Origin of the sequence: Dermacoccus sp. UBA1591 (assembly GCF_002322065.1) — a bacterium.
GTDB classification, from domain to species: domain Bacteria; phylum Actinomycetota; class Actinomycetes; order Actinomycetales; family Dermatophilaceae; genus Dermacoccus; species Dermacoccus nishinomiyaensis.
Map to the genome: position 1 here is coordinate 16940 of NZ_DCNR01000090.1, position 12781 is coordinate 29720.

The 12781-nt window shown below is 68.8% G+C and carries 12 protein-coding genes and 1 pseudogene; 8 read left to right on the plus strand and 5 right to left on the minus strand.

Annotation, left to right across the window (positions count from 1 at the left end; genetic code table 11):
• Positions 1–15: 15 nt before the first annotated feature.
• A complete protein-coding gene (locus B2284_RS09680; protein WP_205747104.1) occupies positions 16–1089 on the minus strand; it encodes a DUF2332 domain-containing protein in 1074 nt (357 codons plus the stop codon).
• 320 nt (positions 1090–1409) lie between these two features.
• Between B2284_RS09680 and B2284_RS09685 the strand changes: the two genes are divergently transcribed.
• From B2284_RS09685 to phoA, 3 genes are all read left to right on the plus strand, one after another.
• The gene (locus B2284_RS09685; protein ID WP_170957168.1) at positions 1410–1574 is read left to right on the plus strand and encodes a hypothetical protein; all 165 of its coding nucleotides are present in this window, start codon (positions 1410–1412) and stop codon (positions 1572–1574) included.
• 59 nt (positions 1575–1633) lie between these two features.
• Positions 1634–2668, plus strand: a complete 1035-nt coding sequence (locus B2284_RS09690; RefSeq protein WP_136788211.1) for an NAD-dependent epimerase/dehydratase family protein — start codon at positions 1634–1636, stop codon at positions 2666–2668.
• Between the two features lie 211 nt (positions 2669–2879).
• Positions 2880–4295 (plus strand): alkaline phosphatase, encoded by a 1416-nt coding sequence (gene phoA, locus B2284_RS09695; protein ID WP_240742471.1) that lies wholly within the window; start codon positions 2880–2882, stop codon positions 4293–4295.
• 124 nt (positions 4296–4419) lie between these two features.
• On the opposite strand, the gene B2284_RS09700 is transcribed toward phoA, so the two are convergent.
• On the minus strand, positions 4420–6051 hold the full coding sequence (locus B2284_RS09700) for an HAD family acid phosphatase (RefSeq protein WP_286697421.1): 1632 nt from the start codon (positions 6049–6051) through the stop codon (positions 4420–4422).
• Positions 6052–6186: 135 nt separating this feature from the next.
• Between B2284_RS09700 and B2284_RS09705 the strand changes: the two genes are divergently transcribed.
• Positions 6187–6927: a GTP pyrophosphokinase gene (locus B2284_RS09705; protein ID WP_240742472.1), complete on the plus strand. Its 741-nt coding sequence runs from the start codon at positions 6187–6189 to the stop codon at positions 6925–6927.
• 83 nt (positions 6928–7010) lie between these two features.
• Here the strand turns inward: B2284_RS09705 and B2284_RS09710 are convergent, their stop codons facing one another.
• Complete coding sequence (locus B2284_RS09710) at positions 7011–7658, minus strand: pyridoxamine 5'-phosphate oxidase family protein (protein ID WP_136788213.1); 648 nt, start codon at positions 7656–7658, stop codon at positions 7011–7013.
• 187 nt (positions 7659–7845) lie between these two features.
• On the opposite strand from B2284_RS09710, the pseudogene B2284_RS14505 reads away from it, so the two are divergent.
• Positions 7846–7911 (plus strand): annotated as a pseudogene (locus B2284_RS14505) (zinc-ribbon domain-containing protein); the annotation flags it as partial.
• Between the two features lie 48 nt (positions 7912–7959).
• Positions 7960–9543, plus strand: coding sequence for a hypothetical protein (locus B2284_RS09715; RefSeq protein ID WP_286697422.1), 1584 nt, complete (start codon positions 7960–7962; stop codon positions 9541–9543).
• Between the two features lie 25 nt (positions 9544–9568).
• Here B2284_RS09715 and B2284_RS09720 read toward each other — a convergent pair whose 3' ends face one another.
• Positions 9569–10678, minus strand: coding sequence for a hypothetical protein (locus tag B2284_RS09720; RefSeq protein ID WP_286697423.1), 1110 nt, complete (start codon positions 10676–10678; stop codon positions 9569–9571).
• A gap of 256 nt (positions 10679–10934) precedes the next feature.
• On the opposite strand from B2284_RS09720, the gene B2284_RS09725 reads away from it, so the two are divergent.
• The gene (locus B2284_RS09725) at positions 10935–11855 is read left to right on the plus strand and encodes an NADP-dependent oxidoreductase (protein WP_136788215.1); all 921 of its coding nucleotides are present in this window, start codon (positions 10935–10937) and stop codon (positions 11853–11855) included.
• A gap of 123 nt (positions 11856–11978) precedes the next feature.
• On the opposite strand, the gene B2284_RS09730 is transcribed toward B2284_RS09725, so the two are convergent.
• Complete coding sequence (locus B2284_RS09730) at positions 11979–12329, minus strand: hypothetical protein (RefSeq protein WP_136788216.1); 351 nt, start codon at positions 12327–12329, stop codon at positions 11979–11981.
• Between the two features lie 10 nt (positions 12330–12339).
• Here B2284_RS09730 and B2284_RS09735 point away from each other — a divergent pair, with 10 nt between their 5' ends.
• On the plus strand, positions 12340–12705 hold the full coding sequence (locus tag B2284_RS09735; protein ID WP_074040087.1) for a hypothetical protein: 366 nt from the start codon (positions 12340–12342) through the stop codon (positions 12703–12705).
• Positions 12706–12781: the final 76 nt, after the last annotated feature.

Sequence of the window (12781 nt, forward strand, 5' to 3'; positions counted from 1 at the left end):
GCCGCCGGGGAGCCGTCACCCGGCGCCGAGAACGGAGAGCGTCTGCCCGTGCGGCCCCGTCACGGCCCGCGGCACACCGTCGACGGCGAGCACGAACCGTCCGGCCGGGATGTCGGCGTCCATCGCCGTCAGGGCCGCCCGTACTCGCGGCATGACGCCGGGGGCCTCGTTGCTGATCCACGTGAAACCACCCGGACGCGACCCGAGTTGCGCCATGCGACGCTCGAACGCGTCGCGTTTCGCCTCGTCGACGTACGCGAGAACCGCGGAGTGGAAGAGGACGAGGTGAAGATCCTCGGGCACGTCGTCGACGAGGCGGTCGAGATCGTCGACGACGTCGCCGGTCATGACGTGCGGGGCGTCCTGCGGATGCGCCGCGAGGTGCGCCCTGACGGTGGTGATCGCGGCGCCCAACCGCGCTGAGCGCTCGTGCTGCCCCGGCCACACCAGAGCCTGCAGCCACCGCGTGTTCTCTCTCGCTTCCGCGCCGCCGCCCGAGACGACATCGAGCGGGTTGAGGTCAAGCCCACCGCGCCATGCGATCGTCGACACGTCCAGAGCGCTCTCCACCAGGTGCTCGGACGCGGCGCCCACCTCGCACGTCAGCTCCGGCGCTCCGATGCTGCGCCGAACCGTTCGGCCGTCCTCGGCGACGTACACGTATCGGTAGAGATCCGGGTACAGCGTCAGACCTGCGGAGCAACCGACCTCGACGAGCGCGATGGCCCGCGCGCCCGATTCGCGCACTGCCTGCGCGATGAACGGCAGGAGCGTCGCGCACCGCCCCACCTCGTTGGTCTGCGTCGCGCGCTCGAGTACCACATCACGCACGGCGTCCCAGTGCTCGCGCAGAAATCCCACGAACCTCGACGCATCGTCGGTGTTCGCACCGAGCAGGCGGGCCGAAGCGAGTACGAGGTTGGGTTGACGCTTGGCGGCCGGCAGCGCCGCGATGAGCGAGAGAGCGCGCTCGTCGTCCGCGATGAGAGCGCAGATCGCTTCGTACGCACGTGAATTGCCGTGCGCCTCGTGCGCCGCGAAGTTTCGGTACGCCGCAGCGACGTCGTTCTCGAGCCCCGTCATGGTCATGGTGATCTCCTTCGTCCTGGGGTCAGCCTCCTCCTCGACCCGAGCTGTCGGCGCAGCGCCGGCGCGTGAAGAACCGTCGGATTTGTCGCGGCGTCACGCGTCGCCGTGAGAGACGCGTCGCCCCCCGATGGCATGAAACAGCTCATCGTGTGGTTGAGTGGAGGTAGAGCACGCAGCCGATCGAGAAATCTTCTCCGGCTCGTCCCGCTCACCGATCCCCGCCCCGCGCTCTCGTCGCCCGGCCCGGATCCTCCTCTCGCCGCCAGGCGCAGCCGCGAATCCTCGCGCCGCCGACGGCCACTCATTCCTAAGGATTTCGCATGACCATCACGAACCCGTTCACCCTCGCCATCGTGACGACGACGCCCGACACCGCACTCGAAACCGCGGTCGAGGCCCCCGTCACCCCCTACGCGACGCTGTGCTCCGACACGAGTCGTCCCGCTGCGTTCACGATGACGTTCGTCGAGCCCGCTGCCGCCTGACCCGCGAGCGCGAATGCGCTCTTGTTGACCCGTCAACGAACTTGGGCGGAGGATGAGTCATGACTCCTTCCTCCCCCGTCCTCGTCACCGGCGGATCCGGTTTCATCGCCGGTCACTGCATCCTCCAGCTCCTCGACGCCGGCCGCAGCGTGCGTGCCACGCTGCGCTCCACGTCGCGCGAGGCCTCCGTCCGCGAGACGCTGCAGCAGGCCGGCGCGACGAACCTCGATCGTCTCGAGTTCGTCGCCGCCGACCTCACGAGCGACGACGGCTGGGATGCCGCCATGGACGGTGTCGACGCGGTGCTGCACGTCGCCTCGCCCGTCATGCCGGGGCAGGTGAAGGACGAGCAGACCGTCATCAGTCCGGCTCGCGAGGGCGCGGTGCGCGTCATCGAGGCCGCCCGTCGCGCCGGGGCGCGCCGTGTCGTCCTGACGTCCGCGTTCCACGCCGCCGGTTTCGGTCACGGCCCGATCGACCATGTCTTCACCGAGGACGACTGGTCGCCGCTCGACGGCCCCGGCATGGACGCCTACGGGCGCAGCAAGGTGCTCGCCGAGCGCGCGGCGTGGGACGCCGTCGCAGACGGCGGCCCGGAGCTCGTGACGATCCTGCCGGTCGCCGTCGTCGGCCCGTTGCTCGGCGATTCGATCTCCGGCACCAATCACCTGCTGCAGGAGATGCTCGACGGCTCGATGCCGGGCACGCCCGACATCGCCATCCCGTTCGTCGACGTGCGCGACGTCGCGACCGCGCACGTGCGCGCGATCGACGCCGAGGGCGCCGCCGGCAAGCGCATCCTCGTCGCGGCGCAGGAGAGGGCGACGCCGATGAAGGACGTCGCGGCCCTGCTGCGCGAGGCGTTCGGTGACGACGCGAAGAAGGTGCCGACGCGCTCCATCCCGTCGTTCCTCCTGCGCATCGCCGGACGATTCCGCGCCGACGTGCGGGGCGTCGTGCCGGATCTCGGTTACGTCAAGCGCGTCTGCACGACCCGCGAGCACGAGCTGCTCGGCCTCGAACCGCGCCCGTGGACCGTGGCCGTCGTCGACGGGGCCCGCAGCATGATCGAACGCGGCCTGACGACGAAGTGAGGTGCTGAGAGCCGCGAACGAGACGCTCGACCCACGGCGGGGATCCGAACTCCGACGTGGGCCGTGCGTCATCCTCCCCCACGCATCGGATCGGCGGGATCCATCGACAATCGCTCATTTCCTCGACGTCTGATGCACCCCCGCGTATCACCCGGCGTTCACGTGCCGCTCCTTGACTGCTCCTGCACACCCCCTCGACGCAGGAGTTCTCATGCCTTCTCTCATGCCCACGAAGCACCGTCGCATCGCCCTCGCCACCGCCGTCGCGGCGGCTTCTCTCTGCGCCACGACGGCTGCGGCGTCGATGGCGCCCGATCTCTCCGATCACGGCGGCGCGCGACGTCTGCACGGTGACCAGACGAAGTCCATGCGCCACGAGGTGAAGAGCGGCCACCCGCGCAACGTCATCCTGCTCATCGGTGACGGCATGGGCGACTCGGAGATCACGTCGGCACGCAACTACACGGTCGGTGCCGACGGCCGCCTGCCCGGCATCGACGCGATGCCGATGACGGGCCAGTACACGACGTTCTCGCTCACGAAGGACGGCAAGCCGGACTACGTCACCGACTCGGCCGCGTCCGGATCGGGCTGGGCCACGGGCACGAAGACGTACAACGGCGCCATCGGTGTCGACGTGCGCGGCAAGGATCAGAAGAACCTGCTCGAGATGGCCAAGCACAACGGCCTGCGCACCGGCAACGTCTCGACGGCGGAGATCGAGGACGCGACGCCGGCCGTCCAGCTCGCCCACGTCACCGAGCGCGGCTGCTACGGCCCCAGCGTCACGAGCACGAAGTGCCCGACGAACGCCAAGGAGAAGGGCGGCAAGGGCTCGATCGCGGAGCAGGCTCTCGACACGCGCCCCGACGTCACGCTCGGTGGCGGCTCGAAGACGTTCGACGAGAAGGCGAAGGCCGGCAAGTACAAGGACATGACGCTGCGCCAGCAGGCCCAGGCGCGCGGCTACCAGCTGCCGACGACGGCCGCCGATCTCGCGAAGATCCGCCGCGCCGACCAGAAGCACCCGGTGCTGGGTCTGTTCACCCCCGGCAACTTCGAGGTGCAGTGGAGCGGCCCCGCGGCCACGAAGGACGGTGCCAAGGCTGCTCCCGCACGCTGCACGCCCAACCCGAAGCTGACGGCTTCGCAGCCGCAGCTGAAGGACATGACGAAGAAGGCAATCAACCTGCTCTCCGACGCAAGGGGTTCCCGCAAGGGCTTCTTCCTCCAGGTCGAGGGCGCGAGCATCGACAAGCGCGATCACGCGGCCGACCCGTGCGGTCAGATCGGTGAGACGAAGAACTTCGACGAGGCCGTCAAGGCTGCGCTGGACTTCGCCAAGCGTGACGGCAACACGATGGTCGTCGTGACGGCCGACCACGGTCACACGAGCCAGATCGTGCCGGCCGGCATGACGACGCCGGGTCTCACGGCGACCCTCATGACGAACGAGGGCGCGCCGATGACGCTCTCCTACGGCACGGCCCCGGCGGGCGGTTCGCAGGAGCACACGGGAACGCAGGTCCGCGTCGGCGCGTACGGGCCGTACGCCGCGAACTTCCTCGGCCTGACCGATCAGACGGACATGCACTTCACGATCGCGAACGCGCTGCGCCTGCGCTGAGTGCTCATCGCGAGATCCCCGCCACCTCACGAGGTGGCGGGGATCTTCTGCGCAGCGGCATCGGGGCGCTCCGGAATCACCCGAGCCGCGTCGACTGCCCCGATGCCAGGGGCGGCCGATCCGCTCAGGGCAGGTAGTACGTCGGGTTCGGCAGCTTGACGCTCGTACGGGCATGGCCGCCGATGAGGTCGCTGTACTGGTCACCGAAGTTCGCGACGATGTGGTACCGCCCGCCGGCCTTCGACTCCTTGAACGCGCGCGTCTGCGACTTGTACTCGATCGTCGAGCACTTCGACGTCACGCACGTGATGTACTCCGGCTGCGCGCCGGGCGCCCACTTCGTCAGGTAATTGGCCGCGGTGAAGCCGGTGTACCCGGCGTCACGCAGGTTGGCGAGCGTCGCGTCCTTCTGCGACGCAGAGCGCCCCGTCAGGCCGATGATCGCGCACCCGTTCTTCGCGGCGTCGTTCGCGAGCGCCACCATCGACGGGGTGGCGCGGAACCGCTTCGCCTGGACCCACTCGTCCTGCAGCGCGGGGTCGAACTGGAAGTGCATCGCAGCGTCTTCCATGTCGTACGTCCACAGCGTCGTGTCGTCGGCGTCGAGGACGATGGCCGGGTTCGTGCCGTGGCGCTTGCCCTCACGGCACGCAGCGAGGACGCCCGGTTTCACGCGGCGTGTGAGCGCGGCCATCTCGCGGATGTAGGGCGAATCCGCCTTGTTCGCACGGCCCGACGAATCCGCGCCGTAGTAGGTGCGGATCGTCGCCTTCACGGCGTCGATGTTCGGGATGTGCTCACCACCCACCGTCCTGCCGCTCGAGCCGTCGGCCTTCATCGTGAAATGCGTGTGAGGCCCCATGCCCCTGTCGTCACGACCCGGCAGGTTCGGCGAGGGCAGGTAGTACGTCGGGTTCGGCAGCTTGACGCTCTGCTTCGCCTGGCCTCCCTGCAGGTCGGACCACTGATCGCCGAGATTCATGGCGATCGAGTACCCCATCGACTGGATGTGCTTGCGCGTGCCGGCCTTGTACTCGACGGTCGTGCACTTCACCGTCGCGCAGGTCAGGTACGCCGGCTTCTGGCTCGTTCCGACCCCGGTCCACTTCGTGTAGAAGTTCTGTTCGGTGAATCCGCGGTAACCGACCTTGGCGAGGTTGTTCACCGTCGCGCTCTTCTGGTTGTCGTTGCGGCCGGTGATGCCGAAGACGGTGAAACCCATCGCCTGCGCCTTGCGCTCGAACGCGACCATCGCCCGGACGGCCTCGAAGCGCTGCGCCTGCACCCATTCGTCCTGCAGCGCGGGGTCGAACTGGAAGTGCATCGCGGCGTCTTGCATGTCGTACGTCCACAGCGTCGTGTCGTCGGCGTCGAAGACGATCGCGGGCTTCTTGTGGTGCTTCTTCGCGTCGGCGAGCAGCGCCGGCAGCTGCTTCTCCTTCGCCGCGAGCAGACGCTTCATCTCCGTGATGTAGGGCGACGAGGTGCGGCTCGCGACGCCCGTCGAATCCGCGCCGTAGTAGGTGCGGATCGTCGCCTTGACGACGTCGATGTTCGGGATGCCCTCCCCACCCTCGGCGGCTGCACTGGATCCGTCGGCCTTCATCGTGAAGTGCGTGCGAGGCGTGAGCTTCGCGTCGCTCGTCGTCCGATGGTGGTGATGGCGGTCGTGGTGATCGTGCGCCGTGGCGGGCGCCGACCAGGCGATCGATGCGGTGAGCATGACGACACCGGCTGTGGTGGCGAGCGATTTCATGGGGACCTCGAGTCCGGAAGGAGCAGGACGGATCAACGGTAGGACGCCGGCAGGTTGCATGGGGGATCAATGCGTCACGACCACGCAACAGAGCGTTCTAGGCTGTGGTGTCCGTCCGCACCCTGGAGCTCATCGATGACCGATTCGCACCCCATGCCACCCGCCACGCTGACGCCCCAGGAGGCGCGGCAGCGTCTCGCACAGGTCGAGCAGCTCATGGTGGCGTACCGCTCGGCCATCGACGAGGTCGAGACGAAACTGCGCGTGCTGCAGCGTGAATTCACGCACGCGAACAGCTACAACCCGATCGAGAACGTCAGCACGCGCCTCAAGTCGATGGATTCGCTGCTGCGCAAGGCGCGCCGACGCGGTTGCACGAAGATCGACGACGTCCGCACCCACATCACCGACGTCGCCGGTGTGCGCATCGTCTGCTCGTTCACGCGCGACGTGTACCGCGTCCGCGACCTGCTGCTCGCGCAGCACGACGTCACGCTCCTGTCGGAGAAGGACTACGTCGCGCACCCGAAACCGAACGGGTACCGCAGCCTGCACCTCATCATCGAGGTGCCCGTGTTCCTCTCCAGCGGAGCGCAATCCGTGCCCGTCGAGGTGCAACTGCGCACCATCGCCATGGATTTCTGGGCGAGCCTCGAGCACAAGATCTACTACAAGTACGACGGCCATGTACCCGAGCACCTGCTCACCGAGCTGACGACGGCCGCCGACACCGCCAACCGGCTCGACGCCGACATGGAACGCCTCCACCACGAGATCAGCGCACTGCGCACGCCGGGTGACGACGTCGACGACGCCCTCGTTCCCGAGATGCTGCGCCTCATGAGCTACTTCGACGGCACGAGCGACCACCCGTGACGTCCGGCGCGACGGCTGTGTCGCGCCGGCGTCTCGACGGCGAGGATCGGCGTCCGACGCGCCGCTCGCTCTGACGAACCCCGTCAGCGAGGGTCGCCCTTCGCGGCGAGCTGAGCCTCCAGTTCGGCGATCCGGGCATTCGCTGCGGCGAGGTCGTCGCGGTAGGGAGCGATCATGGCGTCGACGGCGTCACGTTCGTAGCGCGGTTGGATGTACTTGCGGCAGTTCATGTCCCACGCCTCGACGGCGACGACGACCATCCGGCGGCTCGGGCTCGGGATCACGCCGCCGGGGGTCGTCATGAGGCGGGCGTGCAGCGCGGCATCGTCGTCGGCTTCGACGACACGTGCCGCCCCGAACAGCTTGAGCCGCGTGCGCGTCGGGTAGTCGACGAAGAACAGTGCAACGCGGCCGTCGGCGTCGATGTTGCCCGTGGAGACGTACTGCTCGTTGCCCTCGAAGTCGGCGAAGGCCACGGTGAGGGGGTCGAGGACGTGGACGAATCCCCGAGGCCCGCCGCGATGCTGGATGTACGGCCACCCGCTGGGCGTGACGGTGGCGAGGAAGAAGTGACGCTGCCCGGCGATGAGACCGACCTGCGCGGGGCCGAGCGGCATGCGTTCACCGTCGTCGTGCTCACCACCGTCGGAGTAGGCGATGTGACTGTTCACCGCTTCCTGACGCGCCCGCGTCGTCGGGCCGAAGAAGAGCTGTGCGTAACGGCTGGGCATGTCCCCATTGTGACGGCGGGCGGGTGCCGTCAGCCGACGCACCTCACCAGCGCCCGTCAAGGGCAGCCGCCACTACTCCTGAAATTCATCGGTTTCACGTGAAACCAAACGCCTGCCGCGTGCGTCAGAGGCGCAGATTCGACATTCCACCCCACGAGCCCCCGTGCTCGCATCCTTCGAGGTACCCATGACATTCTGCACGAACTGCGGTACGCAACTACCCCCGCAGGCACGGTTCTGCACAGGCTGCGGGACAGCGACACCTCCACAGGTCGCACCGGAGGCGCGTCGAGCAGCTCCGATGCCCGGCCCCGCCGGCCAGCCGACCCCCACCACTCGCCCCACCCCCGGGAACCCCGGCTCGCCCGGCCTCCCCTGGGTCACGCCCGCGCCCGCATCACCGCAGAGCGGCAGGACGGGCACATCGCATGCCGCCATCGACCTGCGTCCGCACATCGCCGGCATCCTGCGCCTCATCGGCGCGCTCGCCCTGGCACTCACGGCGCTGGGCACCTGGTGGGCCATCGACGCCGAAGGTGCTTCCGATGCTGCTGACGGCTCGGTGTTCGACGACTCCTACGACGACGCCTACGACTCCAGCGACGAATCGACCTTCCACCGAGTCGTCGACTTCCTCGGCGGGCACGCCTCGATCGCACATCATGTCCTCCCGCTCGTCGGCGTGATCGGGGTGATCCTCGCAGTCGTGGCTCAGATCGTCCTCCTCCCCGGCGTCGCCGGCGCCAACGTGGCGCCTCGTGCACGGCTCCTCATCCGAGCGGTCTTGTGCCTGCCCGCGCTCGCTGCGGTCTTCGTCGCTCCCGTTCTGCTCCTCATCACGCCCGAGCACAACGTTCCCGCGTTCGCCCAGGTCCTTCTCGCAGCGGCGGCCGGCCTCGCCCTCGCCGGCCTGGACGACGAGCGTGATCCCACGGTGAGCGCGGCGGTGCGATGGGGCACGGTTGTCTTCGCTGTTGCCGGCGTCCTGGCCCCGGTGGTTGCGATCATCAAGGCCTTCGCAGAGATGACGGGCGATCTCGACGCTGCTGCCTCCTGGACCTTGGCCCTCGTCATCGCGCACTACCTTCTCGTTGCTGCTGTCGGCGCCCTCATCGCCTACAGCGTCATCGTCGGCCGAGCACACCAGCGAGGTCTTGTGAGCGCGCTCGCCGTTGCACTCACCGTCTGCGCTCTGTTGCGAGCCTGGATGCAGCACGACTTCACCCTGGCCGGCAACTACCTCGTCCTCGTCGGCCCGGGCCTGCCCTTCGTCGCACTCGCCGCCGCGACGGCGTCATCGCCGACAGCTTGGAACAGCTCCGACGTCGCCACCGATGATGCTCACTCCGCCGCCGAGCGGTGGACGCAGTGGGTGCCCGCGGCCTTCACGATCGCCGCCGTCACCAGCGCCCTGGAGTTCTGCCTCATGGTCGGGGCTCGCATCGCGATCAGCAAGGCGCCGGATGAGTACGCGTCGGCGAGCGAGGAGCTGAACAACCGCTCCCGGGAGGTCGCCGACGTCATCGGCTTCTCGCCCAAGCTCCCGACGTCGACAGGGACCGTGTGGATGGCTGTTCTGCTCGCCCTGCTGACGTTGATCTACGGCACGCTGGCCACCGTCGTCCGGCGCCAGGCCAATGGACGCATGCTGGCCGTTGTGGTCGTGCCGGTAGCAGTGCTGACGGTGCTCATCACCTACGCAGCAGCGAGCGTCTTCGCCATCGTCAGCCTGACGTTCGACGCCTTCGCGCTCTGGCTACCGCTGCTGGCAGTCGCAGCACTCGTTCTGCCGCCCTCGGTGCGCGCCGCCTACGGGCCGGTGACCCCGCGGCGCGTGGTCGCCCCGTCTGATGCAGCCACGACCCCCGGGGCTGCGCAGCGATGACCGCCGAGGAGGGGTGGCTCTCAGCTCACCCCTCGTCGGGTTCGCGGGTGTAGGCGGCGGCTCGGATGATGTCGTCCTCCTCGAGGCCGGCACCGACGGCGCCGCCGAGGGTGGCGAGCGACGCCGTCATCCAGGCGCTCTCGACGATCTTGCCGATCGACCACGACTGATCCGACAACTGCTGGAACGAATGCCCGTCGAGCAGCAGGAAAGCGGCCGCGAGCGCCAGCAAGAACACGGCGAGGTAGAAGACGCTGACGCCGATCGTCATCGTCAGGGCTGTGGCGACGTTGAAGAGCATCACCTGTTCGCGCTCGGCCTGGCGGCGCGGGCGTTCCCACAACTTCGCCCCGACGATCAGCGAAACCGCTACGGCCACAACGGCGATCACCGACAGCAGGCCGAGCCTCCACGGCCCGTAGTTCGTTGCGAGCACCCAGATGTCCGGCGTGATGAGCATGAGCGCGCCGGCTGCCGCCGTCACCGCGATGAGTTGGCTGAGGCGCAGCGCGAGCGTCAACGGACGGTTGGCTCGCACGAGCCCGAGCAGCACCCCGACGTTGCCGCCGAGCACGCGCGCCGCGAACTGCACCGGGTTCTCGTCGTCGCGCCCCTCGACGTCCTCGGCCCGCTGGCGGGCACGGCGGTCGATGTCGTCGCTCGTGTCGTCGCCGTCGAAGTGGAGCAGCTCCTCGACGAGACGCACGCACGCGGCGCGCACCTTCGTCGCCACCTGCCCGACACCGAGGGCCGGCACGACGACGAGCCCGACGCCATGGACGGGCGACAGCTGCGTCTGCACGACGCGGCGCCCGTCCTTGAGCGGCAGATCGGTGAGGACGAGTACGAGATCCCAGTTCTCGTCGAGCATCCGATCACGTGCCGTCTCGATGAGGTCGAGGGGCGTGACGGGCGGTTCGGCGAGACGATCTTCGTTGACGACGAGGTTCCACTCGACCTGCGGGTACTGCGCCGCGAGCGCCGCCGTCACGTCGGGCGCGAGCGTCGCGCTCGTCAGCGCTGCGGGTGAGACGACGAGCCCGACGTCGAGGACGGGGCGATCCGACGGGTCCGACGGGTCCGACGGGTCCGACGGCGCAGTGTCCGGTTCGGAAGCGTCTCCCCCGGAGGCCATCCCGGCCGGGTGTTCTCCCGCCGATCGGAGGGGCAACTCGTGTGTCGCGTCGTCGTCATGCACGCGCCCATGATGCGTCATCAGCGCGCCGCGCTCATCCTCGACGCCGGAACGCCGGGGTGCGACGTGCCGCCCTGCCGCCCCGGCGCGCGCCACGTCACGCCGCGACGAACGGGGACGCGCTCGACGTGGTGATTGACGACTCCTGCCGACCGCATGACGGAATACGTGCGCCGCGCATGTCATTGAACTGAGCATGAAGGCGATGACGTACTCCCGCTACGGCGATGACAGTGTTCTCGAACTGCGCGACCTCGACACCCCGCGCGTCGGCCCCGGTGAGGTGCTCGTGCGCGTGAAGGCGGCGAGCGTCAACCCCGTCGACTGGAAGGTCATGTCGGGCGGGCTCGACCCGCTCATGATGACGGTCTTCCCCGCCGTTCCGGGCTGGGACGTCGCGGGCGTCGTCGAGGCCGTCGGGCTCGACGCGCCCGAGTTCCGCGTCGGCGACGAGATCATGGCGTACGCCCGCAAGGACGTCGTGGCCGGCGGCACGTTCGCCGAACTCGTCACCGTCCCGGTGCGTACCGCGACTCGCAAGCCCGCGTCGATGACGTTCGAGGAAGCCGCCTCGCTGCCTCTCGCCGGGCTGACGGCGTACCAGACGCTGACGCGTCTCAACCTCAACGCCAACGACACGCTGCTCGTGCACGGTGCGGCCGGCGGCGTCGGGTCGTACGCGGTGCAGATCGCGAAGCACATCGGGGCGCGTGTCATCGGCACCGCGTCCGAGCGCAACCACGAGTACGTGCGCGGCCTCGGGGCGGACGACGTCGTCGAATACGGTGACGGCCTGGTCGAGCGTGTGCGCGCCATCGCACCCGACGGCGTGACGGTGAGCGCTGACTACGTCGGTGACGTCGAGGAGCAGACGATGCAGCTGCTCACCCCGGCCGGGCGGCACGTGTCGGTCGCCGACCCGAGCGTCGCGCTGAATGGCGGGCTCTATGCGTGGGTGCGCCCGAGCGCCGAGGATCTCGCGAAGCTCGCGCAACTCGTCGACGACGGCGCGCTGCGCGTCGACATCGCCGCGACGTTCCCGCTCGAGCGGCTCGCCGATGCCTTCGCCCAGAGCCGTGAGGGCCACACGCGCGGCAAGATCGTCGTCACCCCCTGACGCATCTCGTCCAGCCGACGAGTTCCGCCAACCGTGTGGCGGGCTCGTCGGCTCGATGGTGAACCTGCTGATCTCGCACCCCGAATTCCCGGCCACTTCGCACCCCTACCGCCTGGTAGCGGCCTAGCGTTGAAGCATGAGAACTCGGGGGATCGTCAGCATCACGTTCATCGCCGGCCTCGCAGCCCTGACGGGTTGTTCATCGGACGACGGGTCGAACCCGGCGTCGGGCACGTCGTCGTACACGGCGACGGCGTCGACCACGCCGTCATCGACCTCGTCGCAACCCACCACGTCGACGGCGGTGTCCTCGAGCGCGCCGACTTCCACGTCGGCCCCGACGTCGAGCACCGCTGCCCCCACGACGCCTGCGTCGTCGACGGTGCCGCCGCAGCCGACGTCACCGTCGGCGACGCGCAGTTCGCCGACGTACAGCGCGACCTCCGAGCGCCCGCCTGCGCCGGGTGATCCCACGCCGAGCACCGTGAGTGGTGTGACGTTCGGGCGCAAGCAAGTTCTCACGCCGGGCAGCCCGGTCATCGCCGATGGCATCGGCAAGGTCAAGCCGTCGACGTTCGCCATCACGTCGCACCACACGATGTTCGTCACGGACGTCGTGTGGAGCAGCTGGGGCAGCCAGGTGGCACGTGCCACGGGCGTCGCCGAGAACGGCGAGAACTCCGATTCGATGGTCGACCTGCCGCGGCAGAAGGCGTACATCACGGCCAAGCTCGGCACGTGCCGCGGGCGGCCCGCGTACACGAAGGTGGCGTGGAACTTCACGTCGTTCGAGAAGAACGAGACGAACCTGCAGGGGTGGTACAACATCTGCGACCTCGCGTCGAACTGAGTGCCGGCGCCGCATGGAAGACCGCGCGGCTTGGACGACCGAGCTGACGGCTCGCCCCGGTGGCATGCCGGACTCG